The 26372-nt window shown below is 53.2% G+C and carries 20 protein-coding genes; 2 read left to right on the top strand and 18 right to left on the bottom strand.

Features of this window, described 5'->3' with window-relative positions:
• Nucleotides 1-14: 14 nt before the first annotated feature.
• The 9 genes from gyrA to L215_RS0105715 all read right to left on the bottom strand — a co-directional run bounded on the left by gyrA (nt 15) and on the right by L215_RS0105715 (nt 15415).
• Nucleotides 15-2597 (bottom strand): DNA gyrase subunit A, encoded by a 2583-nt coding sequence (gene gyrA / locus L215_RS0105760; RefSeq protein WP_025882592.1) that lies wholly within the window; start codon nt 2595-2597, stop codon nt 15-17.
• Nucleotides 2598-3037: 440 nt separating this feature from the next.
• The gene (locus L215_RS0105755) at nt 3038-5038 is read right to left on the bottom strand and encodes an LTA synthase family protein (protein WP_027451485.1); all 2001 of its coding nucleotides are present in this window, start codon (nt 5036-5038) and stop codon (nt 3038-3040) included.
• 54 nt (nt 5039-5092) lie between these two features.
• On the bottom strand, nt 5093-6109 hold the full coding sequence (locus L215_RS0105750) for a glycosyltransferase family 2 protein (RefSeq protein ID WP_025882593.1): 1017 nt from the start codon (nt 6107-6109) through the stop codon (nt 5093-5095).
• A 23-nt stretch (nt 6110-6132) separates the two neighbouring features.
• On the bottom strand, nt 6133-6978 hold the full coding sequence (locus L215_RS0105745; protein WP_027451484.1) for a glycosyltransferase family 2 protein: 846 nt from the start codon (nt 6976-6978) through the stop codon (nt 6133-6135).
• 9 nt (nt 6979-6987) lie between these two features.
• Entirely contained in the window at nt 6988-8961 is a 1974-nt protein-coding gene (gene gyrB / locus L215_RS0105740; protein WP_025882594.1) for a DNA topoisomerase (ATP-hydrolyzing) subunit B, read from the bottom strand.
• Between the two features lie 188 nt (nt 8962-9149).
• Nucleotides 9150-10142 (bottom strand): glycosyltransferase family 2 protein, encoded by a 993-nt coding sequence (locus tag L215_RS0105735; RefSeq protein ID WP_027451483.1) that lies wholly within the window; start codon nt 10140-10142, stop codon nt 9150-9152.
• Nucleotides 10143-10180: 38 nt separating this feature from the next.
• Complete coding sequence (prmA, locus tag L215_RS0105730; RefSeq protein WP_025882597.1) at nt 10181-11065, bottom strand: 50S ribosomal protein L11 methyltransferase; 885 nt, start codon at nt 11063-11065, stop codon at nt 10181-10183.
• Between the two features lie 7 nt (nt 11066-11072).
• Nucleotides 11073-12425 (bottom strand): MATE family efflux transporter, encoded by a 1353-nt coding sequence (locus L215_RS0105725; RefSeq protein WP_025882598.1) that lies wholly within the window; start codon nt 12423-12425, stop codon nt 11073-11075.
• 515 nt (nt 12426-12940) lie between these two features.
• Nucleotides 12941-15415 (bottom strand): choice-of-anchor J domain-containing protein, encoded by a 2475-nt coding sequence (locus tag L215_RS0105715; protein WP_027451481.1) that lies wholly within the window; start codon nt 15413-15415, stop codon nt 12941-12943.
• Between the two features lie 880 nt (nt 15416-16295).
• Between L215_RS0105715 and L215_RS0105705 the strand changes: the two genes are divergently transcribed.
• The gene (locus L215_RS0105705) at nt 16296-16652 is read left to right on the top strand and encodes a hypothetical protein (protein ID WP_025882600.1); all 357 of its coding nucleotides are present in this window, start codon (nt 16296-16298) and stop codon (nt 16650-16652) included.
• Here L215_RS0105705 and L215_RS0105700 read toward each other — a convergent pair.
• Genes L215_RS0105700 through L215_RS0105675 form a run of 6 tightly spaced genes read right to left on the bottom strand, consistent with a single transcriptional unit; the run spans nt 16649 to nt 20871 of the window.
• The gene (locus tag L215_RS0105700) at nt 16649-17302 is read right to left on the bottom strand and encodes a WbqC family protein (RefSeq protein WP_025882601.1); all 654 of its coding nucleotides are present in this window, start codon (nt 17300-17302) and stop codon (nt 16649-16651) included. The genes L215_RS0105705 and L215_RS0105700 overlap by 4 nt on opposite strands.
• A complete protein-coding gene (locus tag L215_RS0105695; RefSeq protein ID WP_025882602.1) occupies nt 17296-17781 on the bottom strand; it encodes a S26 family signal peptidase in 486 nt (161 codons plus the stop codon). Before L215_RS0105695 ends, L215_RS0105700 begins: the two co-directional genes overlap by 7 nt.
• Entirely contained in the window at nt 17765-19177 is a 1413-nt protein-coding gene (lepB, locus tag L215_RS0105690; protein ID WP_025882603.1) for a signal peptidase I, read from the bottom strand. The genes L215_RS0105695 and lepB overlap by 17 nt, the downstream gene beginning before the upstream one ends.
• 32 nt (nt 19178-19209) lie before the next feature.
• Nucleotides 19210-19935: a 4-hydroxy-tetrahydrodipicolinate reductase gene (dapB, locus tag L215_RS0105685; RefSeq protein WP_025882604.1), complete on the bottom strand. Its 726-nt coding sequence runs from the start codon at nt 19933-19935 to the stop codon at nt 19210-19212.
• A gap of 54 nt (nt 19936-19989) precedes the next feature.
• A complete protein-coding gene (locus L215_RS0105680) occupies nt 19990-20616 on the bottom strand; it encodes an OmpH/Skp family outer membrane protein (protein ID WP_027451480.1) in 627 nt (208 codons plus the stop codon).
• A 39-nt stretch (nt 20617-20655) separates the two neighbouring features.
• The gene (locus L215_RS0105675; protein WP_025882605.1) at nt 20656-20871 is read right to left on the bottom strand and encodes a hypothetical protein; all 216 of its coding nucleotides are present in this window, start codon (nt 20869-20871) and stop codon (nt 20656-20658) included.
• Between the two features lie 163 nt (nt 20872-21034).
• Between L215_RS0105675 and L215_RS0105670 the strand changes: the two genes are divergently transcribed.
• Nucleotides 21035-22498, top strand: coding sequence for an aminoacyl-histidine dipeptidase (locus L215_RS0105670; protein WP_025882606.1), 1464 nt, complete (start codon nt 21035-21037; stop codon nt 22496-22498).
• Between the two features lie 204 nt (nt 22499-22702).
• Here the strand turns inward: L215_RS0105670 and L215_RS0105665 are convergent, their stop codons facing one another.
• The 3 genes from L215_RS0105665 to L215_RS0105655 form a co-directional block, all read right to left on the bottom strand.
• Nucleotides 22703-23230 (bottom strand): DUF4625 domain-containing protein, encoded by a 528-nt coding sequence (locus L215_RS0105665; protein WP_154657855.1) that lies wholly within the window; start codon nt 23228-23230, stop codon nt 22703-22705.
• Nucleotides 23231-23241: 11 nt separating this feature from the next.
• Nucleotides 23242-25527, bottom strand: a complete 2286-nt coding sequence (locus L215_RS0105660; RefSeq protein ID WP_238296106.1) for a TonB-dependent receptor — start codon at nt 25525-25527, stop codon at nt 23242-23244.
• A gap of 145 nt (nt 25528-25672) precedes the next feature.
• Nucleotides 25673-26062, bottom strand: coding sequence for a hypothetical protein (locus tag L215_RS0105655; protein ID WP_025882609.1), 390 nt, complete (start codon nt 26060-26062; stop codon nt 25673-25675).
• Between the last annotated feature and the right edge of the window lie 310 nt (nt 26063-26372).

The raw sequence follows: 26372 nt of genomic DNA, 5'->3' as shown, positions 1-26372 counted from the left end.
CTTACGGCTTGAGACTAATCCTCTCTGTCCTCCTCATCTTGTGCAGAGGAGTTGTCAAGGTCATTGAGATCCTCCTCTTGTGGAACAAACTCTGAGGGGTCGTCTAGGTCAGCCTCGTCTACGAGCTCTGGCTCTTCTTCCTCGGCCACTACATTACATATAGATGCGATTTCGTCCGAACGTTTATTGAGGTCAATCATCTTGACCCCCTGAGTAGCACGTCCCATGACACGTACTTGATCCATAGAAAGACGGATAGCGACGCCACTCTTGTTGATGATCATGATGTTGTCATCGTTCTCTACGGCACGTATGTCGATGAGCTGACCCGTCTTATCGGTCACGTTGATCGTCTTGACACCCTTGGCGCCACGCTTGGTTATGCGGTAGTCGTCGATGAGCGAACGCTTGCCATAGCCTTTCTCGCTGATGACGAGGATGGTCTCGTCGCTGTTCTTCAGGCGGTGCACTACCATACCGACGACCTTGTCGTTGGGGTCGTCATCGAGACGGATGCCACGGACACCTGTCGCTGTGCGCCCCATAGGACGTACCTCCTGCTCGTTGAAGCGAACACAGCGCCCATTGCGATTGGCAAGGAATATCTCGCAGTTACCATTCGATAGAGCCACCGAAACGACCTGATCATCGTCACGTAGGTTGATCGCACGGACACCTGTCTTGCGAGGATTAGCGTAGTGAGCTAGGAGTGTCTTCTTGATCAAGCCTTGCTCTGTAGCGAAGACGAGGTAGTGCGTATTGACAAAATCCACATCGGTCGTTAAGTTCTTAATACGTAGGAAGGCTGTGATGCGGTTCTCCTCGTCAAGGTCTAGAAGGTTCTGGATATGTCTGCCCTTAGAGCTCTTGGAGCCCTCAGGTATCTCAAAGACTCTGAGCCAGTAGACACGTCCCGTAGCGGTAAAGAGCATCATCGTAGCGTGCATCGTCGCTGAGTAGATGTACTCGACAAAGTCTTCGTCACGACTGTCGGCTCCCTTGACGCCGACACCGCCACGTGTCTGCGTGCGGAACTCCGAGAGTGGCGTACGCTTGATATATCCTAGGTGAGAGATGGTGATGACCATATCCTCATCGGCGTAGAAGTCCTCAGGATTCAGATCTTCCGAAGCGTATACAATCTCCGAGCGACGCTCGTCGCCATACTTGTCAATGATCTCACGGCACTCCTCCTGTATCAGCTCCATACGCATATTGATGTCGCTGAGGAAGAGGTTCAAGTAGTCAATGCGCTCTTTGAGCTCATTGTACTCGTGCTGCAACTTGTCAATATCAAGCTTCGTGAGCTGTCGTAGACGCATATCGACGATGGCTCGAGCCTGTAGCTCCGAGAGGTTGAAAGCCTCCATCAGTCGATTCATCGCCTCGCGAGTCTCCTCACTAGAGCGGATAATGCGTATGACCTCGTCAATGTGGTCTACCGCAATGATCAAGCCCTCCAATATATGGATACGCTCCTGTGCCTTGCGAAGCTCATACTGCGCGCGACGTGTTACCACATCGTGACGGTGATCGACGAAGTGACCGATGAGGTCCTTAAGGTTGAGCTGACGAGGACGACCATTGACTAGCGCAATGTTATTGATACTGAAGTAGCTCTCCAGGTCGGAGTACTTATATAGGTAGTTGAGGACGACACCCGCGTTGGCGTCCTTCTTTATATCTATGACAATGCGGATACCCTTATTGCTCGACTCATCAGAGATGTCACTGATGCCGTCGATCTTCTTCTCGTTGACCAGCTGAGCAATCTTAGCGACCATATCGCTCTTGCGCACTTGGTAGGGTATCTCTCGTATGACAATGCGCTCATGGTTGTGGTACTCCTCTATGTCTGCCTTGCCACGTATGACGATACGTCCACGTCCCGTGCGGAAAGCTTCTTTGACCCCCTCGTAGCCGTAGATGACACCACCCGTGGGGAAGTCTGGAGCCTTGACATACTGCATCAATTCATCGACCGTAATCTCACCACGAGCCTCGATGTAAGCGATACAGGCGTTGAGTGTCTCCGTTAGATTGTGCGGAGCCATATTGGTCGCCATACCGACAGCGATACCGGCAGCACCATTGATCAGGAGGTTAGGGATACGACAGGGGAGCACGGTAGGCTCCTTGAAGTCCCCGTCGAAGTTGTCCTGAAAGTCGACCGTCTCCATGTCAATGTCACGGAGCATCTCCTGGGCAAACTGATTCAGCCTTGACTCGGTGTAACGCATCGCAGCGGGTGAGTCCCCATCGATAGAACCAAAGTTACCCTGCCCCTGTACGAGCGGGTAGCGCATGTTCCATCCCTGCGCGAGACGTACCAATGTATTGTATACGGAGCTGTCGCCGTGGGGGTGGTACTTACCCATGATATCACCGACGGCACGTGCACACTTGCGGGTAGGATTATTGTAGGTGTTGCCACTCTCATTCATCGAGTAGAGTACACGACGATGCACCGGCTTGAGACCGTCGCGTACATCGGGTAGTGCTCGAGACACGATGACAGACATTGAGTAGTCAATGTAAGAGGTCTTCATTTCGTCCTCAATGTCCACCGGGATAATCCTATCTATACTATCTTCCATAGAGTCTAATGTGTTTTATTCGCTTGGTCGTAGAGGCTAGCAGACGCACTCAGATACAAATTCCTCTTCGTCATCCACGCTCACTCAGCTGGTGCCACTAGTTGGGTTGACAGCTTTAGAGAGACCTCTACTTTCAGAAGGCTAAGTTACGAAAAATATCTCTATCCGATGAAGATCCGCTCTGGCCCCAACTCCGTAAATCTCACGTGTAGCCCTTAGTAGGGACGTACAGCTCGGATGCAGAAGTCGGTGCGTCCGGTTTCGTCAAAGCGAGACGTTGCTTTGTAGGGACCACGGCTCGGCCTCCCTTCATAGTGCTATTCAATCCTCACGTGATTATCGTGCAGAAGCCGTTTGATTGTCGTGCGTTGCTCCTACGAGGCTGTGCAAGCTACTCTACAAATTACGTCTTGTAATGCAGCAAGCGGGATGTCGCTGGGCTAGTCTGACGACTTTGGGGTCACATCTCTGATGGAGAAGGAGCTCTTGAGGACACGATTGTTGTAGTCCTGCACGATCGCCTTAAAGAGTGCTGTGTAGTGCTTTACCGCTGACGAGGTGGGGGCGGTGGCACGACTGGGCTCTGTCTGCAGGTAGGCTGCGGGCTCCTTGACAGTGACCTGACCATCGGAGGTCATCGTGAGCGTGAGTGCCTTCGTGAAGAAGAGGTACTGGTTGTGATAGAAGTTGAGCGCATAGTGCTCCGCATGCTGGTCGAAGATGTTGCTCCCGTAGCTCAGGACAGGCTCTGTGATACCGAGTAGGTAGAGGAGGGTGGGGAGGATATCTATGTGCTGCACGACATAGTCGCTGATCTCTCCATGTAGCTTGCCCTGCGGGTCGAAAAATAAGATAGGTGCTGCAGCATGTCCCGCTAGGTTGGCATATAGAGGTTGGTCGCTGAGGCTGGTATGGTCTGCCGTGATGACGAAGAGCGTGTTACGATACCACGGCTCATCTTTGACCCGCTCGAAAAACTCTCGGAGAGCCTCATCGGCATATTGAGCCGTCTGATGGATGGGGAGGGTGCCCTGCTTCAAGCGTCCCTTATAACCCTTGGGCATACTAAACGGACTATGATTAGAGAGCGAAAAGAAGAAGGCTCCAAAGGGCTCTTTCAGCGATTTCATATCGTCAGCCATGGCCTGCTCGAAGGGCAGGTCGTGGATACCCCATGTACCGACCTTAGCACTAGACTCATTAGGGTGCGTGGCTAGGTAGTCCTGAGCGGTGTATTGATCTTGTACATCTAGGCGATTGAGAAAGGAATAGAAGCCCATAGCTCCCGGCTCATCACCGTGGTAAAACTTGAGGTGGTAGCCGTAATCGCCTAGTGATAGGGGCAAGCCCGTGTCGTAGGAGTCGAAGTGCTGGTAGTTGTCCATAGTCCACGCCTCATCGTCGAAGGTGCCACCAAACGAGGGTAGTGAGACAAAGATGGAGGGAAAGGACTCGACCGATCGCTTGCCCGATGCAAAGCCGTACTGCGCATAGAGCGTGTGTGGCATCAAGCTATCGAGGTAAGGGGTGTAGCTCGGATACCCGTCGATATATCTATTAAGGTAGCCTGTATACTCTCGCGCCATACTCTCTAAGATGATGACGACAACGTTGCGCCCCTGCATGGAGCCAAAGAGCGTGTCGCCCTCAGAGAGCGGTGCCGCCTGATAGTAGGGTGTGAAGATGGTAGGGAGCTCTTCGTCTGTGTAGAAGGTGAAGAGTTGCCGTGAGGCAGCGTCTTTTGTCAGGGCGACGGGGGTGTTTTGTAGCAAGGGAAATTGCTCTGGGTCTGTGGCATAAGAGAAGAAGTGCGTCGTTGGTACGGGTTTGCTCGAAAGGTCCCAAGTACCACGCATACTGAAGAAGAGGAAGATGACCATCCCTAGAGTACAAGAGGCGTCTACCCAATAAGAGCGACGAGAGGAGCGCTCCTTGCGCTGATACTGCACCAGCCAGTAGCCAGCTATGGTGAGAGCTAGTAAGACTAAAAAGGCTATCGTCAGAGGCCAAAACTCTACGACGAAGTCTTTGTAGAAGCTAAACATGCTCTTCCCCTGGAACTCTCGGAAGATGTCACTATTGGCTCGCCTCAGGACGAACGGATAGTAGCCCGTGTCTGACACGTTGAGGAAGATGAAGACCCCTAGTGGCAAGACGTATGCTACATGGCGTACCCAGCGATACCAGCGACTCATCTCAACCCGTCTAGGTAGGTAAGCACCTACGATCATCATAAGGTAGTAGAGTAGCAGTCCATATGCGATGGCGACCATGTCTAGTCTGTAGCCTCCCTGCATGAGGCGGAGCAACTGCCAGCCGTCTACCGAGGGGAAGAAGGACTGATTGTAGAAGAAGTAAAGCAATCGGCATAGCTGCATTACCACGATAGCCAAGAGCGTATGACAGGCTATCGCGATCCAGCGATTCTTTGTCTTAAACATATATAGTGCGATATGGTCGTTTGATCCTGAGGTGAGGTGTGTGAGTTCCTTCTCTTACTGGTATTTACTGATAAAGCGAAGGATTCGCTGGCGAGCTTTGACCCCCTTGATTGTAAAAGGATTGTCAAATGTCCCCAGCTCGTTCAGACGATTCAGATCCTGAGCGAGCTCTCGCCGATCTTCTGGGTCTGTGACACGCTGCTCTAGCTTGTAGGCAATACGATTAGTGATCATAGCCCACATGCACTCACGCTGCCAGTACTTCTTTTGGCGGGGTGTGGCTCGCTCTTCATAGATCTGATAGATGTGCTCTAAGCCTTGGATCCAGTTTTTGATCTTCTTGGCCCGACTGGAGGATCGGTCTATGGATCCTATATTGGGGAAGTAGTAGTAAAAGGGTAGATCCGTGATTACCGTCCGAGGATTTTTTAGAATCACCTCGCTCCACCAGGGGAAGTCTTCGAAGATGACTCCTTTGAGAAAGAGCACATCCTGCACTAGACTCCTCCGCAGCAAGTGACGCCATACGTAGAAGTGCTTGATCGGGTACTCAATCGCCGTATGGCTATACTCCGTAACATGAGCGAAGATATCGTCGGTTGTCTGGTACAGAACTTTATCTAGCGAAAATCGTCGCTTGATTCCGCGAGGCATCGTCTTATCAATGTTAAAGCCTAGCGCATGACGTACGAGTAGGCGAGGACGAAAGAGCGGATCTTTGTACCAGGAGACAATGTCAGCCTCCTCTTGCTCAACGAGGGCATAGGCTATCTCAAACGTCTGTGGATGAATCAGATCGTCTGAGTCTAAGAAGTTGATAAAAGTACCCTTAGCAACGGCCATACCTGCGTTGCGAGCATCGGATAGTCCTCCATTCTCCTTCGTGACGATCTTAAAGCGTGGGTCTCTCTCGGCATACTCCGCTAGGATCTGCGCACTATTGTCAGGACTCCCATCATTGACACAGATAGCCTCCCAGTCTGTGAAGGTCTGCGCTAGGACGCTATCTAGACAGCGTCGCAGGTACTTCTCTACATTGTATACGGGGATGATGACGGAGATCTTAGGCATAAGAGATGGACTATGTATATGGTTCAGACTATGTCGTGAAAGCGCTCGGGTATCTCAACGATGAGACAGAGTCCCAGCATAGCGGGCTTATTCCACGCATAGGGGGGACGTATATAGGTCTGGAGCTTGCGGGCTAGTCTCGTCGTGCAGTCCCACGTCCGAGCTTTATGGTTGGTCACCTGCTGGATGGTTTTCGACCGCTTAGCGATATGTTTGGTCCAGCCCGCCTCTCGTCGGTCGGGATCGGCAAAGCGTGCCTCGATACGCTTCATGTCAAAGTAGCCGAAGTGAAAGAGGTAGAGCTGCGGATCAATGGTGAAGTTGTGCCCCTTGATACGATGGAAGCCCGATCCCCAGACGACTGGCTGGGCGATGACGCAAGGCTTGGTATAGCGTGTTGATAGCCGTGCGTAGTGGCGCTGCTGGAGGAAGGGCTGATCCTCGCGTATGTCGCCCTCCTTCTGAAGGTACTGTCCTACATCGACGCCTAATCCTGAGACGCTGATACCTACTTTGATCTGGCTCAGGTACTCTTTGAGTCCCATGCCAACGAGCGGGTCGACGACAAGTATTTCGTCTGCATCGACTCCGATGACGAGGTCGTAGCCTCCCGTGGTGAGTAGCTCCTGTGCGCGCTCAGAGAGGAAGGCTAGTCGCTCCTTCTCGGCAGAGACTACCTGTCCTTGGATCTTATCCACCGCCACGACCGTAGCTTGAGGGCACCAGTCGGGTAGGGGCTGATCCTTGCCATCTAGATAGATGTAGAGATGCTCCTCGCCTAGCTCTCGCCCGTAGTAGGCTGTCCACTTGCGCAGGTAGAAGTCATCGTTGCGCACCATCGTCAGGGCGGCAACACGCTTGGTCGTCATAGTTAGGCGCTAGGCGTCAATGTTGGCGTAGGTAGCGTTCTCCTCGATGAACTCGCGTCGTGGCTCGACATCTTCGCTCATGAGCATGGAGAAGACGGAGTCGGCGCTGGCGATGTTGTCTATGGTCACCTTGCGGAGGGTACGCGTCTGCGGATTCATCGTCGTGTCCCAGAGCTGTATATCGTTCATCTCACCGAGACCTTTGTAGCGCTGTATCTTGATACGGTTCTCCTGACCGTTGCCATATTTGGTGACGAAGTCAGCCTTCTGCTCATCCGTCCAGCAGTACTCCTCGATGCGGTCTTTCTTGCAGAGGTAGAGGGGCGGATTGGCAATGTAAACGTAACCGTTCTCAATGAGCGGACGCATATTGCGGAAGAAGAAGGTGAGGATCAGCGTCGCAATGTGCGCACCATCCACATCGGCATCGGTCATGATGATGATCTTGTGGTAGCGAAGCTTGGAGAGATTGAGCTCCTTGGAGTCTTCCTCTGTGCCGACGGTCACGCCGAGCGCTGTGTAGATATTCTTGATCTCAGCATTGTCTAGGATGCGGTGCTGCATAGCCTTCTCCACGTTGAGGATCTTACCACGCAAGGGGAGGATCGCCTGATACTTGCTATCTCGTCCCTGCTTGGCAGTACCACCTGCGGAGTCTCCCTCCACGATGAATAGCTCGCACTCGCTTGGGTCTTTGCTCGAGCAGTCTGCTAGCTTGCCTGGTAGTCCACCACCCGTGAGGGGCGACTTACGCTGTACCAGCTCACGAGCTCGGCGTGCTGCGTGACGTGCCTGAGCTGCTAGGATGACCTTGTCTACAATGAGCTTAGCCTCTAGAGGGTGCTCCTCGAGGTAGATCTCTAGCGCCTCACTGACGGCTGCATCGACGACACCGACTATCTCGCTGTTACCTAGCTTTGTCTTCGTCTGTCCCTCAAACTGTGGCTCAGCGACCTTGACACTGACGATAGCGGTCAAGCCCTCACGGAAGTCATCGCCCGAGATCTCCTCCTTGATCTTGTCTAGGAGGTGGGAGTCGGTCGCATACTTCTTGAGCGTGCGGGTCAATCCACGGCGGAAGCCGGTCAAGTGCGTACCGCCCTCGATGGTGTGAATATCGTTGACGTAGGTGTAGACGTTTTCCTGATAAGAGGTGTTGTAGGTCAGCGCCACCTCTACGGGTACGCCCTGCTTTTCCGTAATATGGTGGATGACATCATGAATGAGCGACTCTTTAGCGCCATCTACGTAGCGGACGAACTCGCTCAGGCCATCCTCTGAGTAGAAGGTCCACGCCTTAGGCTGTCCCTCCTCATCGTGTACTCTGTGGTCAATGAGCTTGAGATGTAGGCCAGCATTCAGATAGGAGAGCTCACGCAAACGGTGCGAGAGCGTGTCGCTACTATATACTGTCTCACGAAAGATCGTGTCGTCAGGCTTGAAAGTGATGCGCGTCCCCGTGTCCGAAGCCTCACCGACTACCTCTACGCCCGTCAGAGGTTTCCCTCGGCTATACTCTTGGCGGTAGATCTTGCCGTCACGATGCACCTCGGCAATGAGCGACTCGGAGAGCGCATTGACACAAGATACACCCACACCGTGGAGACCTCCTGACACCTTGTAGGAACCCTTGTCAAACTTACCGCCAGCGTGTAGCACCGTCATGACCACCTCTAGGGCGCTCTTGCCCTCCTTGGCGTGCATGTCGACAGGGATACCACGCCCGTTGTCGGTTACTTGGATAGAGTTGTCTGGTAGGATCTCAACTAGTACCTCGGTACAGTAGCCTGCTAGAGCCTCATCGATGGAGTTGTCGACCACCTCGTAGACAAGGTGGTGGAGTCCCTTCTCGCTGATGTCTCCGATATACATGGCGGGGCGCTTGCGCACTGCCTCTAGTCCCTCGAGGACCTGTATGCTACTGGCTGAGTAAGCACCTTTATCCTGTGGTGCAGTCTTTATGTCTTTCTCTTGTTCGCTCATTGTAATAGGCTTATCGTCACGAGAGGGGGCTCTGCTTTAGGAAGACAGAGAGACTCCTCCCGCTAAGTGTCTTGAACAGTACAAAGATACAGAAAATGCGGGTATAATCCTCCTCCGAGCTTCTTTCCTTTGCAACAAAAGTGTCAATGCCCCGCAGTATACCTAAGAAAGGAGGCTCGGAGGACCGGCTAATAGGGCTTGACGCTCCTGAGCCACCACTCGGTATAGCGCTTGCGCAAGGAAAGAAGGAACATATACGACGAGTAGCGTATGCCACGGAGAGGCTTTAGCCCTAGGTCTTGCAACTCCTCCTCCATCTTGGTGAGGTAGGCGTGACGCTCAGGGTGATCCATATGCGCTAGCCGATGGTACGCACGGTAGATCATCTTGAGCGGATAGATCTCCAGTCGGTGCGCCACTTCTGGTGAGAGGTGTGACGGGTTGTTGCGCAGGAAGAGGATACGGTCACGACAGGCTAGGAGCAGATCGTAGACATTCTGCGGCTTAGCCACATGCACGATGCTCGCGGCGTGCAGTCGATAGTGATAGAGTGTGCGGTCCGTGCAGATCAAGCAGGTAGCACGGGCCACTAGCCTAGGTAGCAGGTAATAGTCCTCAAAGACCCGCCCCTCGGGCATCCGCTCATTATCAAACAGCTCACGGGGGAAGAGCTTATTCCAAAAGTGCCCAGACACCTTGTCACCAGTCATCATCAGAATCAATGCCTCTTGCGAAGTGAGCGTCGTCAGGTAAGGCACCCGCAGACCACGCTGATCCTTTATTGAGCCATCGGCATGGTGCCTTTGCGTAGGACAGAGCACGATGGCAGGCTGCGTGGGCGCTTGTCTTAGAGCGTCGTAGAGCATCGAGATATGGTGAGGATCTATCCAGTCATCCCCGTCTATCCAAGCAATGTAGTCGCCTTGCGCTAGGTCTAGGGCACGATTGCGCAGACGAGCTATTCCACCATTATGCTCCATACGGTGTAGCTGCATCCGTGCGTCCTCGGCTGCATACCTGCGGGCTATCTCTTGCGAAGCATCTGTTGAGGCATCGTCCATCAGCAAGATCTCTAGATTGGGGTAGTCCTGCGAAGCAACCGATGCCAGACAACTATCGAGATAAGCCTCCTCATTGTAAAAGGTGACTATCAGTGTAATCAGTGGCTGGGTGTCGGACATATCAAGCTAGGTCAAGGTAAATGTTCAGTAGGTAGCCATTAAGCTTTGCGGGTTCGTACGAAGAGCCACTCCTCGGAGGTCGCTTCGTCGATAATCTCTAGCCCCACGGACGCTAACCCTTGGCAGATGGCTGTGCGGTCCGAGAGGAGGAAACCACTGAGCCACACCTCGCCACTCGATCGTACAGCCGCTACGTAGCTGGGGAGGTCCTGTAGGATGATGTTGCGATGGATATTGGCAAAGAGCAGATCCGCCTTGCTGGGGTAGGCGGAGAGACGCGCAGCGTCACCATGTAGTACGCTGATCCGCTCCGAGGGAACGAAGCCGTTGAGCTGGAGGTTGTGCAGCGTATTGGTCACGCATTCGGACGATATGTCTATCGCTACGAGCGAGTCGGCACCGAGCAGCAGAGCCGCTATGCCGAGGATGCCCGTCCCGCACCCCATATCGATCACCTGAGCGCCCGTCACGTCGTAGTCGAGTAGATGCTCTAGGATCATACGAGTCGTGTGGTGTTCGCCCGAGCCAAACGAATTGTACGCCTCAATGAGTAGCTGTAGCTCATGCGTTGGTAGTGTCGGAGCCAGCTCGGGCGTGGTGACCAGCATACGCCCCCGTAGCGATATCGGCTCGAAGGTCGTGCTGCGCCACGCTGCCAGCCAGTCACTGGATGGCGCCAGATCGTGGCGATAGTGCCACGCTATATCATATAGTGTGAGGGCTCCCGCATCTGTGGCGAGCTGGCTGTCAACCTCTCCGCTCTCTTGCCAAGCGTCATCAGAAATGTAGGCGTGAAGCAACCCTTTGTCAAGCTCCTCCTGAAAGCTTTCGAAGCCCCAGTCGGCTAGCATTTGAGCGAGCAGAGGCATCGCCCATTCCGTCTCGCCGAGTTGCTCCGTGGTAAAGGTGTAGTGGTGGTACATAGCGTAGTTAAGCGGCTAAGTTCGTTGGGGTTAGTTTGTCTCTCTTGGTGAGTAGTACGATGATGGCGGTGATACCCTTGCCGATGGATGAGAGGGAGATAGCCCACCAGACGGCTGGCAGTCCCCAGCCCAAGTAGATCAGTAGGAGCGCCAGCGGTATGCGTAGCAGATTTCCTACGATACTGATGATGGCGGGCGTATTGCTCCGTCCTACACCGTAAAATAGTCCCTGCGTCGTAATCTCCGCCATGATAAAGAGCTGGGAGAAGCTGGCGATGTAAAGGTATCGTCCGCCCTCTATATAGGTCTCAGGATCTGGTACAATCAGCGCAAAGAACGCCCTGCCGAGGAAGAGAAAGAGCAGCGTCCCGAAGAGACCTATGGATAGCGTCATGAGGATCGTCGTTCTGTAGCCACGCCACACACGGTCAAACTGACGTGCCGCATAGTTGTGCCCCACGAAAGTCGCTAGGGCCGTGCAAAAGCCTTGGCACGCATTCCATGTCACGCCCTCTAGCTGTCCGCCAGTCGTCATGACCGCCACGCCGATAGCGCCTCCCTGATCGGAGGCTAAGCGACCCATAAATATGCTGATCAGCGCGAAGAGCGAGTTGAGCAGCACCACTGGTACACCGATAGCGAAGATTCGTCTGCTCTGCTCTCCCGCTAGCTTTGTCACGATGGAGCTCCCGTCAAGTATCTTGTCGCGGTGCTGCATGCGATAGTAGAGGATAGCGCAGACGACCAGCTGAGAGAGGAGTGTGGCGAGGGCCGCTCCGACGACTCCTAGATGGCAGACGAAGATGAGCAGCGGGTCGAGGATCATGTTGAAGAGTAGCCCCAGCGAATTGATCTTGAATGGGGTCATACTCCGTCCATGCGCATTATAAATGCCACTCATGGCGAGCGTCAGGAAGTAGCCCGGCAGGCCAACCAATACGATGCGCAGATAGCTTAGCGCCATCTGGTGCACATCCGCCTCTAGATTGTAGATGCCCACGATCGGAGAGCCAAAGAGTAGGTAGACGAGCGCTAGGAGCGTCCCGATGATGAGCGCCCAGGTGGTACAGTGGCGGGCAAACTTGATCGCCAGCGGTTTATTACGAGCTCCGAGACTCTGCGAGACACACACCTCGGCACTGGTCTTGGTAAGCTGAGCGATCGATGTAGCGATCCACAGGAGCACCCCGATGACACCGACGGCGGCCACCTCACGCCTGCCGAGACGTCCGAGCCACGCCATGTCGGTGAAGTTGTACGCCATCTGGACAAATGAGGTGGCGACGATCGGAGCCGCCAGTCGCAGTAGTTGCTTACGGATCGGTCCTTGAGTGAAGTTTATGCTATCAGTTTTGATGATTTTACCTTCTAGTGAGAGCTGCCATCTAGCGCGGCAGCCTCGGTTACAAACTCGATGCAAAGGTATCAAAAATGGGGGCAGCGAACCTGTCCTCTCCTGAAATAGTACACAGTTGGGGAGCCAACCCCAACTGTGTACTATTTCAGGAAGAGGACAAAAAAATTCTTCCGAACTTTTATTTCCCGTCTCCGTGGAGAATATTCGTTTGCTCCCTGGAGACTCTCGATTTTCCACGTGAGGATTTGCTCCTCCTGACGATAAAGAGTATATCGGGGTGGAACGAAAAAGTCACGCCTAGAAAAGCGGTTGCTCCTAGGCGTGACTATGACAAAGTAAACTAGATGCGGGCTACTATCCGTGCGGGTAACTCCTGCAGCAGTGCCTCTACATCGACCTTTGGCTTGGCGCTGGTACGCTACCTAGCGTGAGGACTTTGTAAAGGACTCTCTGCTAGTCCCCGATTATCGTCCAGGGGGCTTGACCCTTTCTAGATATTAAGTTGAGACTCCTCGTGATTACTCCAGAGTCATAACCTTGTAAGCGATGCCGTTCAGTAGCAGGATGTAGCATCTGCTCGGCTCAAGTGTTATCTGGCTCATAGCAGGGTAATCACCCTGTGCCACGATCGTACCATCTACTGTGTAGAGTGTCAGGGATCCATGATCTGTAAGGATCAACTTAACCCCATCAATTGTGTAGGCAGGAGTTGCGACCACATTTTGCAGTGATGTGATCTGACTGACCTTGACATTGTCTACCTGATAGGTCGTGGTCCGCTTGGTCTGAGAGCTATCGTCGCCTGCGTACTCGAAGAGGATGAAGCTGTTGCTTGTGCCCTTAGGCAAGGCGATAGTCTCTGTGGTGAAGTCCTTAGCATATCCCTGAGCTGGATCCGTAGCAGTGAATGTCTTAAGATCCTTAGTCAGTTGTCCCTGAGCATCGTAAAGGCAGACTCTGAGGGTCGCTCCATTGCAAAATCCACTCTTGAGGTCAAACTGTAGCTCGTACTCCTTAGCAGCGTCTATCGCTACAAGAGGCGTAATGAGTCCTACGGTCAGTTCCTCTCCACTCTTATGTGCTGAGAACTGGGCATACTGATTATTGTTGTACTGCTTGATAATCCATTGGCGAGTTCCTTTCAGAGCCTGTGATGTCCACCCCTCTGGTAAGGAACCAGACTCAAAGTCCTCGTTGAGAGCGATAGGCGTTGCCGTTGTGTCAAAGTGGTAGGAGCCTTGGGTCGGATTGTTGTCATCGCCTTCGTCGCCCTCTACGGTCGCTAGCACAGGGATCGTCAGAGAAGCCTTGCCACTCTTTACTAGGATCTTAGTGGTAAATGATCCCGACTTTTTCGCATCAAAGGAGACCGTTATAACCCCGCCCTCCTTGGGTAGGGTCGTGGGGCTAATGGTAAAACCCTTATCACCCTCTAGGGATATCGTCATATCCTCACTTAAGCCCTCTCCAGTGAGTTTGATCTGGTAAGAGTCACTCTCTCCAATGAGAAACTCTCCAAAGTCCACGCGAGACTCACTCGCCTTGATGCTACCCGATGAGGACTGATCGCCCTCAGCATACACTTTGACATTGTCTAGGCGGTAAGCGGTCGTGCGCTTCAGGCTCTTGTCGTTACTGTCTAGCCCCTTGTATAAAAAGGCGATAAAGCTATCATCACAGCCTGAAGGTAACAAAATCTCCATCGGTGTGAAGTCATCTTTCCATAGCACATTGTCTTTGTGGGTGAGAGTTGTGAGCTCCTTAACCACCTTGCCTGTCTTGTCTAAAAGCAAAACAGACAGCTCGGCTCCATTGGCGAAGCCCCAGTTGTAATCGAAGGATAGTGTGTAGCTCTTTGTCGGATCCATATCGATCAAAGGTGTCGTTACGGCCGTCTCAACCTCAACTCCTAGACCAAAGGGATTGATATGTAGGAACCTATTGCTGTTGTAATCCTTGACCTCCCACGCTACACGACCTTTGAGGGGGATCTGACTCCATCCCTTGGGGAGATTGTAGCCAGAGTCGTCCCACCCAGTTGGCTCAAAGTTTTCATCGAGAGCTTGCGGAGCCATAGCGACATCCACATTGTAGGGATTAGAGGGATCTAAACCACGTCCGTAGAGCATGATCCCCTCATAGAGATCTCCAGACGTCGCGGAGAGAGAGGCTGAGTGACTGCCGCCCTCTGTAGGGTGGTAAGTGATGACCAGCTCTCCGCCCTCCTTCGGTAGTGTTGTGGTGCTCAGGGTAAATACCTTGCTACTATCGGTGAGTGAGAGCTGTATGTCTTCAGGAAGGTTGCGCCCAAGGAAGGTGATGGTGTAGGTGTGATCCTTGTTGATCTCACGACTGTAGAAGTCGTAGCTACTTACGGAGGCTGTGAGCTCTTGCTTAGCGTTGGCAGGCTCTACAACGATGTCATCGATTTCGTAGGTTGTGGTCATAATCGGCCCTTGCGTATTGTCGTCATTACCGATATATTCAAAGCATATATAGCCAGGTTCTGTCGTGTCAGGTAAGTAGAGGGTGTGCTCATCCCAAAAGGGAGCCCAGTCTGGATGATTCTCTTTGATGAACTCCTCTAGGACTTGTACCACGTTGCCATTACGATCGAGTAGCTTCGTCACGAGCTTTGCGCCATTGGCATAGCCTGTATGACTCCAGAAGTTTAGCTGATAGCCCCGCCCCTCATTCTCAGGGAACTCAATCAGAGGGGATACGAAAGCTGTGGTACACTTGCTCCCCGATTGGTAAGCTGTCATACGTAGAGCCGTATTCTCGTCAAAGGTCTTAAGGACCCACTGGCGTGATCCCTCTAGAGATACATTGAGCCAGCCAGTAGGGATTTGCTGATCTTCGAAGTCTAAGTCTATCGTCGTACAGGCGATAGGGGTGGCTGTCGGATTTACTCCGTATGGATTGCTCTGAGCGTGTGAGGAGCTCAGTAGTCCTAGAAGTAGTAAGGTGAGGAGGTAAAGTTTTTGTCTCATAGTAAAGTGATAAGGTTTACTTATAGTGATTAGGCTTGATGATGCGCAGTCTCTATCTAGAGCGCATCACAAAGTACTGCTCACTAGAGCAGTTGCGGAGGCAAAGATATGCTGATAATGTGACGGGACTGTTACTACGGGTGCAATCTAGTGCTAAGGCTCCCCACGTGTCGTAGGACTATGAAGTCGCTATTGTTTGCTTTTCGTATCTTTGGCACTACCAACCATTTTCAACTAGCTTCCTATGGAAGTAAATACTCCTTCACCCTATGAAAACCGAAATAAGGAGCAACAGGACAAGCCAGTAACAAATGACTATGTCCAGAACGCGGTGCCGAGTCCGTGCAAGAACCCTCTAGGTACTGCTGGCTTCGCCTTGTCGGCTGTCACCTTCGTCGTAGGCTGGGTGCCAGAACTGGGCTTTATTGTATGGGTTCTGGGAGCTATCTTTTCTGGCCTTGGGATCTTTCGTAAGCCAAGATATCCAGCCATTGCAGGGGTTTGGCTCTCTTTCTGTTGGCTTATAATAGTCATTTGGGCCTCCGGTATCTTGACGACTTACGAGGACGTTTTCTAGTGTAGGGGGGGCCTGAGAGCTGGTCGTCTCGCTACTATGTCCGCCTGCAGATGATCGACGGGGGAGTGGCTACGCTACCCTTTGACAAGCAGTAAGACATACTAGTCAGTAGAGTGTCTGGCCTATGAGCCTCACGCTATAAATAGAAACACGCCCCAGTTCTAATCTTAGAGCTTGGGCGTGTTTCATGTGCCTCTACGTAAGGAGCCTTTGGTAGTTGAATCTACGGTTACCTCATTGAGGGGTCCTTATTGTTTGCTATTCGTATCTTTGGCACTACAAACCATTATCAACTAGTTCCCTATGGAAGTAAAGACACCGCCACCTCCTCCTCACTACGTGAATCGAATACCGGAGCAACCCGCTAAGCCAGTAACAAATGTCTATGTACAGAACGTGGTACAGAGTCCGCAGAAGAACTCTCTAGGTACTGCAGGCTTTGCCTTGTCGCTGGTCGCCCTAGTCGTAGGTTGGTTCCCCGTCGTAGGTTGGATTGTATGGGTCTTAGGAGCCATCTTCTCTACTATTGGCATCTTTCGTAAGCCACGAGGTCTAGCCATCGCTGGGGCTTGTATCTCTTTCTTTTGGCTTATAATCTTCGTCCTAATCTTCGGCGTCTTTATGACGGCGGTTGTGGCCCATGGCTACGCTAATCCCTAGAGAAGCGAGATGCCCGAGAGCTGGTCGTGGAGCTGTCGTAAGACGAGGAGCGACTCGGGTCCCATATTGAAGAGCAGGTCGAGGATACTGAGATTGGCGACGAAGCCGAGCGATCCGGCGAAGACTTGGTAGTACGGGACGGAGGCGATAGTCTTTTGGGTCGCTGTGCTGGCGGTTGTGATGGGCGGCAGGATCTGTGAGCACACGCCTGCGGAGATGCCGACATACTGCTCCGTCTCTTGCCACTGGTAGGGTAGGTGGATGAGCTGGCAGATGCGTATGATGAGTCGCTGATTGTGCTGGTAGAGCGATGTGGATCGGCGCTCCTTGTCGAGGTAGAGTGGCGCTAAGTCGGGAGCGTAGTACTCGTAGTAAGGTGATGCACCGTAGCAGGTCTCTATGGTGTACCAGTGCTTGTGCCGCCAGTTGTCATGCTCAGCGATCTGCACCGACTGTACAGGGCACTGCTGTGAGGAGCCGGCGAGGACGGGGATAGAGAGCTTCATCACCCCCTCGGCGCCAACGATGGCGCAGCGATTGCGGTAGGTTTGCTTCTGATAGTACTCGTGCGCCTCAATACGAGTGGAACCGTCCAGCAGGTAGCTCATATAGGCGATCGAGGGAGCGTATGCCGTGGGGAGCACTACCATATGACTGTTGCTGAGATCTCTGAGCGGTGGATCGGTCCGAGGTGGCGAGAGTCTATCGTCTCTGCCGTGAGCGGGGGCTTGGCTAAGAGCCAATATTCATCGGCTGCCAAGACCACTTCGTAAGTACTTTGCTGTAAAGGCTGGGGGAGTGGCATGGTAAAGGTTTTCCGACCACGCTTGCCCAGAACTAGGAGTTTGCCCTCGGTAAAGCGCAAGGTGTCGCTTGGCTCGCCCACGACTCGTAGTATCAGCTCGCTTCCCGCTAAGCTATCGGCGGTTAGCTTGAGGAGTACGTCATCGCCACGATGTGGCTGTGCGATGCGACTCATCAGGTGGTAGTTGCTTCCGCTAGGTGTGGGCTGACGATAGACAAAGAAGAAGAGCCGTCCGACGATAATGAGTACTACTATGATCGTCGGAAGTCCCCAGCGTAGCCAGGTGGCTCGTCTCTTCGTTGCTATGTCAGAGTGGCTGACCATGTATCGTGTGCATCATACGTCTCCAGCGTATCTTGCCGCCCCAGAGACCTAGATCCTTGTCTAGCGAGAGCCAGAGGAGAGCGGGACGCCCTACGATATGATCTTCGGGAACGAAGCCCCAGTAGCGACTATCGGCCGAGTTGTGGCGATTGTCACCCATCATATAGTAGTAGTCCATCCCAAAGGTGTAGTGCGTGGCGGGCTGTCCGTCAATGAGAACGGTTCCGTCGGGACGCTGCTCGAGAGCGTGTCCCTCGTAGTTGTGTATACACCTACTGTAGAGTGCTAAAGCTTCGGGCGTCAGTTCGATGGTGAGTCCCTTGCGCGGTATCTGTAGTGGACCGTAGTTGTCACGGGTCCAGCCGAGGTCATAGCCTACGGGGTAGAGATTGGTATTGGGGTCTTGCGACACAACAATCTTAGCGACACGGCTATCACTGGCCAATTGCTGGCGCATCGCCTCCGCAAGAGGTAGTAGGTAGAGCGCCTGCAGGTCGCTGGGGTCGACGCCAGCTAAGCCCATCGCCTCTAGGTCGCCAGCAGAGAGCTGTGAGGGAGAGACGACATGCTGATCGTCGAGGCTAATGCCTAGATGCTTTAGCTCCTCACTGGAGAAGTATCCTCCACGGGTGCAGACCCAGTAGTTGAGCTGCATATGCTCGGGACGCGCCTGTTGCTTGCCATTGATATAGATGTCATTGTTGCGTATCTCGATGAGGTCGCCAGGCAGTCCTACACAGCGCTTCACATAGTGGTCACGACGATCCACGGGGCGGTAGACAATCTTGCCAAAGACCTCCGGTTGAGCCTCTAGCGCAGCCCGTCCGCCATACATCTCCTTGAGGTAGTAGTAGTCGGGATTGGTCACCTTGGTCGTGACGGTGTCGCCTGTGGGGAAGTTGAAGACGACAAGATCGCCACGCTGTACCTTTCTGATGCCTTTGAGTCGCTTGTAGGAGAGCTGTGGTTTGCTGAGGTAAGACTCACGGCCGAGGAAGCGGTTTTGCGTTAGTGGCACCTGCAGTGGCGTCATCGGCATACGGGGACCGTAGGTCACTTTGTCCACAAAGAGGTAGTCACCGACGAGGAGCGTCTTCTCCAGCGAAGAGGTGGGGATGGCAAAGTTCTGGACGAAGAAGATGCTGAGCAGATGCACGCCGATGACCGCCCAGAGGAGGTCTGCCAGCAGAGAGACGAAGCCTCTCAGCGTCTTGTTCTTGATGTTGCGGTACCAAGACCAATTGATGAACTTGGTAAAGTAATAGTCCAGGATAAAGGGGAGGAAGATCAACCAAAAGGGACCAGCCCAGAGGAGACAGAAGAGGAGGTAGAGAATCGGTATGACGATGGCTACAATCTTCTGAAAGATGGTCTTGTCTTGCCAGTGAAGCTTCATTTTCATAGTGTGAATGGGGTGTGTGGGAAGGACTATTTGTGTAGGATGAGGTCACGCATAGACCAGACGCCTACAGGGTGCTGCTGGAGATACTCAGCGGCGAGGGTGGCTCCTAGAGCAAAGCCCCGACGGCTATAAGCCTCGTGGCGAAGCGTTATCTCGTCGATGTCAGAGTGGTAGATGACGGTGTGGATGCCAGGCACCTCGCCTTCGCGGATTGCCTCAATGCCGAGAGAGCCGTCGTGCGTCTCAAGCCCTAGATGCCAGTCGTGTAGCGAGGGGGTCTGCTCGATGAGCCCCTCGGCGAGTGTGATCGCAGTACCACTGGGCGCATCAAGCTTGTGTATGTGATGCGTCTCCTGAATGCGTGGCGTGTACTCGGGGTAGGGAGCCATGAGCTGGGCGAGCTGCTCGTTGAGGATCATCATGAGATTCATTCCGAGGCTAAAGTTGGACGCTGCAAAGAGTCCCCCACGTCCAGAGCTTTGCACCTCAGTCTTGAGCTTTTCTAGTTGCTCTTTCCAACCCGTACTGCCTGTGACCACGGGGAGTCCCGCTTTTAGGGCAGCCAGGCAAAGCTGATAGCCACTCTCAGGGGTGGAGAACTCAATGGCGACGTCGGCCTCTCGCAGAGAACCGTCCTCCAGTAGGGCAGCGTCAGCCTTATCTATACGAGCGACCACCTGATGTCCGCGCTGGGTGGCGACCTCTTCGATCATATGCCCCATGCGCCCGTATCCGAGTATAGCGATTTTCATAGTAGGTAAGTATTTAGCGAGTGTGCGTGGCTTACGGCACACGAGATGTGTGGATTACTTCTTAGACTTCTTGGCGTCCTCGGCCTTAGCTTTGTGAGCAGCGTTGAGGAAGTCAATGACTTCTTGGGTGATGTCAAAGCTTTCGCCAGCGTACATCACGCCTTCAAGTCCTGCGGAGGTGAGGATCAGGTCGTACTTCTTGTCCTCGTTGAAGGCTTTGAGCTGAGCTACCACCTCATCGTGAAGGGCTTTCTGAGCATCTGCTTGAGCTTTCATCGCCTCCTCAGCGTAGCGCTGCTCCAGCTGAGCGCCTTCCTGCTGCATGGCGGTGATGCGCTTCTCTTCGGCATCGACCTGAGCCTGAGTGGTAAAGAGACCTTTCTGAGCCTTCTCCATATAGCTGGCGTAGGCTTGCTGAGCTTTCTGCGCCTTGTTGGCAAGTGCCTGCTGATTGCGCTTGATCTGAGCCTCGATCTGCTTGTTTGCCTGAGTGTAGTACTCGTAGTTCTTGTAGAGCGAGTCAAGAGACACGACGCCTATCTTGAGCTGATGCGTAGGAACGGCGATAGCAGCTGTCAGGCTGTCTGAAGTCGTGGGTTGACCATTCTGTTTTTTATTGCAGCTGCCGAGTAGGAGAGACGCAATGAGTAGGGGGAGTAGGAGAATAAACTTCTTGTTCATATAGTTATTGTGTTGATTTGACTAAAGGTGGAGAGGGCACTACTGTGGATCATCGGCTAGACGGTCGGCTAGGTCTTGTCTTGTAGCCAACTCCGCCATCTGCTTGTTGGCACATCCTATGCCTCTCTTCTTAAGAGCTTTGCTGTCCTCTATGTGCGAGCTCTGAGGGCTCTTGTCGCCCTTGACGACCAGTCGCAAGGCGAGCAGAAGTACGGCGAGTCCGACTAGGAGAACGGATATGATGATGAGTTTCATAGTTTTTCTTAGTATATTTGCAGAGGGAGAGTAGCACGGTGCTACAGCTCTCAGGTAGACAAAGGTATACCTTTTGTCGGACTTACGCACGCATTTGAGGTGACAAACTGATATCGTGCGGTAGTTAATCAGCTAATATTCTAACTTTTCAAAGCAATAAACGATGCAAATAACAGATCTAACTCACATGCCCATCTGGCAGCACTTCTACGAAATCACTAAGATACCTCGCCCCTCTAAGCATGAGGAGCAGATATTGGCTTTCCTCAAGAAGTTTGCCGAGGAGCATAACCTAGACTATGCACAGGACAAGACGGGCAATATAGTCATCCGCAAGGGTGCTACACCAGGCATGGAGGACCGTGAGACCATCATCCTCCAGGGCCACGTAGATATGGTCTGCGAGAAGAATAGTGACGTAGAGCATGACTTCTACAAGGATCCTATCAAGACGCAGATCACAGACGGATGGATTCACGCTGAGGGTACGACTTTAGGTGCCGACAATGGTATCGGAGTCGCTGCAGGGCTTGCTGTCCTAACTGACCCCACCGTAGAGCATGGACCTGTTGAGTGCCTCTTTACAGTAGATGAGGAGACTGGTCTGACTGGTGCCATGGGTATCGAACCAGGCTTCGTCAAGGGACGCATCCTCATCAACCTCGACAGTGAGGACGAGGGCGAGATGTTCATCGGGTGCGCTGGTGGTATGGGTACGATGGCCTTCTTTGACTATACGACAGAGGCTACGCCCGCTGGGCAGATAGCTCTCGAGGTGAAGGTAAGCGGTCTCAAGGGCGGACACAGCGGTGGCGACATCCATGTCGGCCTAGGCAATGCCAATAAGCTCCTCGTGCGCTACCTATATAAGGTACTCAAGGAGGTGCCCGAGATGCGCCTAGCTATGATCGATGGTGGTAATCTACACAACGCTATCGCTCGTGAGGCTAAGGCAGTTATCACGATCCCTGCCAATCGCAAGGAGGATCTAGCTATCTGGGCAAACGAGATGGACGCTGAGTTCCGCAACGAGCTCAAGAAGGTTGATCCTAATGTCAACCTCCGTGTGGAGACGACCACGACTCCTAAGGAAGTGGTCGATGCCAAGACGGCTAACACGCTCATCCGCACGCTCTACGCTTGTCCTCACGGTGTGATGGGCATGAGCCACTCGCTAGAGGGGCTCGTAGAGACATCGACCAATCTAGCTAGTGTCAAGATGCGGGAGGGCAATGTGATCAGCATCGAGACCAGTCAGCGTAGCTCTACCGAGTCACTCAAGGAGGATGTGGGCAACATGCTCCTCGCTCTCTTCGAGCTAGCTGGTGCACGCACAGAGGTTCGTGACGGCTATCCTGGCTGGGCTCCTAACCCCGACTCTGAGATCCTAAAGGTCGCTGAGAGCACCTATCGTGAGCTCTTTGGCAAGGAGCCAAAGGTCAAGGCTATCCACGCAGGTCTCGAGTGCGGACTCTTCCTTGCGAAGTATCCTTACCTTGACATGGTCTCCTTCGGCCCGACGATGCGTGACGTGCACTCACCCGCAGAGCGTATGGAGATCAAGACGGTGGAGATGTTCTGGCGTCACCTCGTAGCAATCCTCAAGAACGCTCCTAAGCGTAAGTAATCATAGCTAAGACTGCCGACTAACCAGTCCGCAGTTCCACTAACGAGAAGGCTCAGTCGCAGCGATGCGGTTGAGCCTTCTTTAATGTTTGCTCTTCTTACGACTAGTCTGCGAAAACAATTAAAAAGGCGAGAGGAGTGCTACCATCACGGTAACACCCCTCCCTATCACATACACTAAACAAATTAATGTCTCTTGCCCGCCTTACTCGTGGTCGTGATCATGGTCGTGGTCGTGGTGATGATCGTCAGGAGCGTTCTTGGAGAGGATGACGGTACGCGCCACCATCGACTCATTGCCCGAGCGATCCACGCAGTAGACGAGGAGGTGGTACTCACCTGGCGTTGCGTCTGCTGGGATCTTGATGTCGTGGTGGTGGATATGGGCGTTGCGCTGGTTGACCGTGTACTCCTTGTTGAAGCTAAAAGGCTTCGTCTGGTCGTCACCGTGACGTAGATCGCGGGTGTGCGAGTGCCCGTCGAAGTTGTTGTGGACGTCGATCTTGTACGACTTGACGAGGTCGTTGTCCGAGAGATTCATCTCGAAGTGCACGCCGTTCTCACCGCCGATGCGGAGCGAGTCATTGTCTTCGGGCTCGATGAGTTCGATGACCGGTTTGGTCGTGTCAACAATTGGTTGATTCTTGGGCTCCTCTTTGCAAGCGGTGAAGGCTGTCGCTAGAGCGAGACAGCTAAGGAGCGTGATTGATGCGAAAATTGTTCTTTTCATCATTGTATTGAAGATTAAAATGATAGATTGATTGTTAGTAGTACATTTCGTCCAGCCTCAGGGAGATTGACTCGCCTGTAGTAACTCATATGGTCATAGTAGCGGCTGTCCAGTAGGTTTTGGATAGCTAGAGAGATGCTGTAGTTGCTCTGTCTGAGCTGTCCGTCGTAGGTCACAGCTAGGTCTAGTAACGTGGCTGTGCCAGGTGTCGGCTCCTCATTGCGCGCTATGCGATGCTGGGGAGCGATCATGCGGTGCTTGAGCGAGAGCGCCCAGTGCTTAGGGTGCCAAGTCAAGTCGTGGCTCAAGCGTGCTGGTGGCGAGTAGGGTAGCGCTAGGCGGTCTGCCACATTGTAGGTGTAGACATAGTCACCCTGCAGGTGGTAGTCCCACTGCGGATGCAGATGCCAAGTGCCCTCCAGCTCGACGCCTGTAAAGAGCGCCCGTGTGGACTGGTAGCGGTATATCTGTCCCGAGTGGGGCAGTATGGACCACTCGCCCGAGGGCTGCAGGAAGATGTAGTTGGTAAAGTAGGTCACAAAAGGCGCTACCGTACAGCTCCACACTTCATTATGAAAGCCCACCTCGCTATCTAGTAGCCAGCCCTGCTCACTACCCAGCGAAGGGTCGCCCACCTCGTGGCGGAAGGTGCCGTGGTGGATACCATTTGCTGCAAGCTCGTAGATGCCTGGTAGGCGAAAGCTTCTGCCCAGATTGACCTTCCAGAGCCAATGTTGATCGATCTGCCAAGCTAAGCCGACACTCCCCGAGAGGTCGTGCCAATGACGCTCGCCCTCCTGGCTACTGTAGTAGTACTGCGCCAAGGTTGCCGAGGACTCGCCACGCTCCTTGAGGTAGTCAGCTAGATAGGGGTCGTGGTAGGGGCTCATCGAGATGTATCCTAAATCGTAGCGCAGACCACTGGTGAGGTGTAGTCCCTGAGCTATGCGCCCTTGGTAGGTTAGGCTCATGCCACTCGTTGCTCGCTGGTAGTCTGGTAGGAGGAAGCCGTAGCCTCTCCGCTTGTGCCACTGGTACTGTCCATCAGTGGCTAAGGTCCACTTGCCACCCCAGGGCGCATAGTAGCTAGCCTGCAAGCGTGCGGAGATGGTCTTGAGGTCAAACTCAAACTCCAAGTCTGCGTCCTGCACGGGTCGCTGCATCGTCCCGTAGTGCGTGTGGAAGGCGCTAAGCTCACGGCGCAGGTTCTGCTGCCAGCCTAGCTCGCCGACCAATTGCCACTGCGGAGAGATCCGCCACTGCAGAGAGCCCTGCGTAGAGAGCTGGCGCACGCTGCTGTAGGGTAGCTCGATGTTGTAGCGGCTTTTGTCCGGTAGCACACGCTTTAGGTCTGGTACGCCGTGTGCTCCAGGGAAGAAGCCACTGCGCTCCCCGTTGACAGAGGCTTGTAGCGAAGCTTTGATCTGTTCTCCCAACCACTCGTAGCGTAGTTGGGAGGCGTAGGTCTGTGTGGCACTATTCTTTAGCCTACGATTATGTATCGGTATCCAGCGGGTGAGGTAGGTGATGCTGTCAGCCGTCACATTGCGGTCGCCATGATACTGACCACTCACACGGAGACGGATGTGATGCGCTCCGTGCAGGTAGCCCATCATGAGACTACCACCACCGCCCATCGTACTGCTCTGTCCCAGTAGTGTGCAGGAACCATAGAGCCCCTGCTTGTGAGGAGGATCTGCTGGCTGTCTCACAATGACTCCTCCTAGGGCGTCGCTGCCGTATAGGAGTGAGCCAGCCCCCTTGATTACTTGGACAGGGTCTTGGTCGAAGGCATCTACCTCCAGCCCATGGTCGGCGCCCCACTGCTGTCCCTCTTGCTTGAGTCCCCCATCGACATAGGCGATGCGGTTGAAGCCTAGACCACGGATCACAGGCTTGCCGTAGCCAGATCCGATCGTGATCACATTGACCCCGGGCAGCGTGCTTAGGGTCGCTGCAAAGTTGCCCGTAAAGTGTTTCGTCAGATAAGTGCTGTCAAGCCACTCGATGGTCTGACCGAGGCGAGCGGTCTGAAGCCGATGGTTATTGGCTCTGACGACCACCGTCTGGAGCGTCTCGTCAAAGGGGTGAGGCTCTAGCGCTACGCTGTCAGGTATCGATATGGATGACTCAGCTAGAGCACCCATCGGGATGAGATATATTAATAGATGGCAAATGTATCTGCAATACATCGCAAAAATGATTTGAACCAGTGAAATGTAAGGAGGGACAGTGCCACTACGCCGATAGCTTCGCTCGCTCACTACGGAGGAGCAGGCGTGCGTAAGTGGTTGTGTCACATAGATATGGTCTAGCTACGCTAGGGAAGGTAGGGGAGCGACACGACGGTCACTCACACTATGGCAAGAAGCCAAAGCAAGCGCATACGGCGGAGCATCAGCATAGAGCTAATCCGCCTATAGCCACGTAGTAGAATAGGTGTGGCTAGCAGTATCTCACTGGTGGGGCTCTTAGAGCTTCGCCCTCTCTCAGGGCTAGGTGTACAGCTTCGGGTTGTAGCACTGGAGCGGGAGCATCCCACTCATCCACCGCAAAGGATGGCGCTACTGCACACTGGTCTGTGATACCGAGGTGAAACTCGCAGATGGGGCAAGTTACATTATTAACTAGGTATACCCTAGAGCTAGTGTCACTCTTCTTGTTATCGTCACTCTGGTGCCCGTTGGCATCAGAGATTAGACCGTAGTAAGTTGACGAAAAGATCTCCGCATCGTGCTGGTGCACAGCTTGCCCCATCAGAGCCAGTACGTACACTAGCCCTAATAGCAAAGCCGTCATTCGCGTCGGCATATCGATATGCGTGAGTCTCTTCATAAGCTGTATCGACCGCAAAGATAGTAAAAAGTTTTCTTTGCACAATAGATGCCTGTTCAAATTTAATGCGACAAATTGGATTTGAAGAGTCGAGGTGCCTTACGGTGTCCCCCGAAAAGCCAATTCCTCCGAAGAAATCCTCAAATTGTTCGGTGGCAAATCAGTATTTCCTCCGAAGTTTGAAATGAAACTTCGGAAGAATGAAATGAAACTTCGGAGGAGTTTTCAAATAGCTCCCTGGAGAATTAGAATTTCCTCCGTAGAAAGTCGGATAAATTGGGATCTAGCCCACGAATGTCACCAAGCGAAG

This window comes from Porphyromonas uenonis DSM 23387 = JCM 13868, assembly GCF_000482365.1.
In the GTDB taxonomy this organism is placed as follows: Bacteria; Bacteroidota; Bacteroidia; order Bacteroidales; family Porphyromonadaceae; genus Porphyromonas; species Porphyromonas uenonis.
This window is presented reverse-complemented; position numbering and strand designations above follow the sequence as displayed.

Excerpts from the sequence above, each read along its gene's own strand:
- L215_RS0105675 (WP_025882605.1), bottom strand. The coding sequence starts at position 20,871 with ATGAAACTCATCATCATATCCGTTCTCCTAGTCGGACTCGCCGTACTT.
- L215_RS0105665 (WP_154657855.1), bottom strand. The coding sequence starts at position 23,230 with ATGATGAAAAGAACAATTTTCGCATCAATCACGCTCCTTAGCTGTCTC.
- L215_RS0105715 (WP_027451481.1), bottom strand. The coding sequence starts at position 15,415 with ATGAGACAAAAACTTTACCTCCTCACCTTACTACTTCTAGGACTACTG.
- gyrB (WP_025882594.1), bottom strand. The coding sequence starts at position 8,961 with ATGAGCGAACAAGAGAAAGACATAAAGACTGCACCACAGGATAAAGGT.
- L215_RS0105750 (WP_025882593.1), bottom strand. The coding sequence starts at position 6,109 with ATGCCTAAGATCTCCGTCATCATCCCCGTATACAATGTAGAGAAGTAC.
- dapB (WP_025882604.1), bottom strand. The coding sequence starts at position 19,935 with ATGAAAATCGCTATACTCGGATACGGGCGCATGGGGCATATGATCGAA.
- L215_RS0105695 (WP_025882602.1), bottom strand. The coding sequence starts at position 17,781 with ATGGTCAGCCACTCTGACATAGCAACGAAGAGACGAGCCACCTGGCTA.
- prmA (WP_025882597.1), bottom strand. The coding sequence starts at position 11,065 with ATGTACCACCACTACACCTTTACCACGGAGCAACTCGGCGAGACGGAA.
- L215_RS0105735 (WP_027451483.1), bottom strand. The coding sequence starts at position 10,142 with ATGTCCGACACCCAGCCACTGATTACACTGATAGTCACCTTTTACAAT.
- lepB (WP_025882603.1), bottom strand. The coding sequence starts at position 19,177 with ATGAAGCTTCACTGGCAAGACAAGACCATCTTTCAGAAGATTGTAGCC.
- L215_RS0105745 (WP_027451484.1), bottom strand. The coding sequence starts at position 6,978 with ATGACGACCAAGCGTGTTGCCGCCCTGACGATGGTGCGCAACGATGAC.
- L215_RS0105655 (WP_025882609.1), bottom strand. The coding sequence starts at position 26,062 with ATGAAGAGACTCACGCATATCGATATGCCGACGCGAATGACGGCTTTG.
- L215_RS0105705 (WP_025882600.1), top strand. The coding sequence starts at position 16,296 with ATGGAAGTAAAGACACCGCCACCTCCTCCTCACTACGTGAATCGAATA.
- L215_RS0105700 (WP_025882601.1), bottom strand. The coding sequence starts at position 17,302 with ATGGTAGTGCTCCCCACGGCATACGCTCCCTCGATCGCCTATATGAGC.
- gyrA (WP_025882592.1), bottom strand. The coding sequence starts at position 2,597 with ATGGAAGATAGTATAGATAGGATTATCCCGGTGGACATTGAGGACGAA.
- L215_RS0105670 (WP_025882606.1), top strand. The coding sequence starts at position 21,035 with ATGCAAATAACAGATCTAACTCACATGCCCATCTGGCAGCACTTCTAC.
- L215_RS0105680 (WP_027451480.1), bottom strand. The coding sequence starts at position 20,616 with ATGAACAAGAAGTTTATTCTCCTACTCCCCCTACTCATTGCGTCTCTC.
- L215_RS0105755 (WP_027451485.1), bottom strand. The coding sequence starts at position 5,038 with ATGTTTAAGACAAAGAATCGCTGGATCGCGATAGCCTGTCATACGCTC.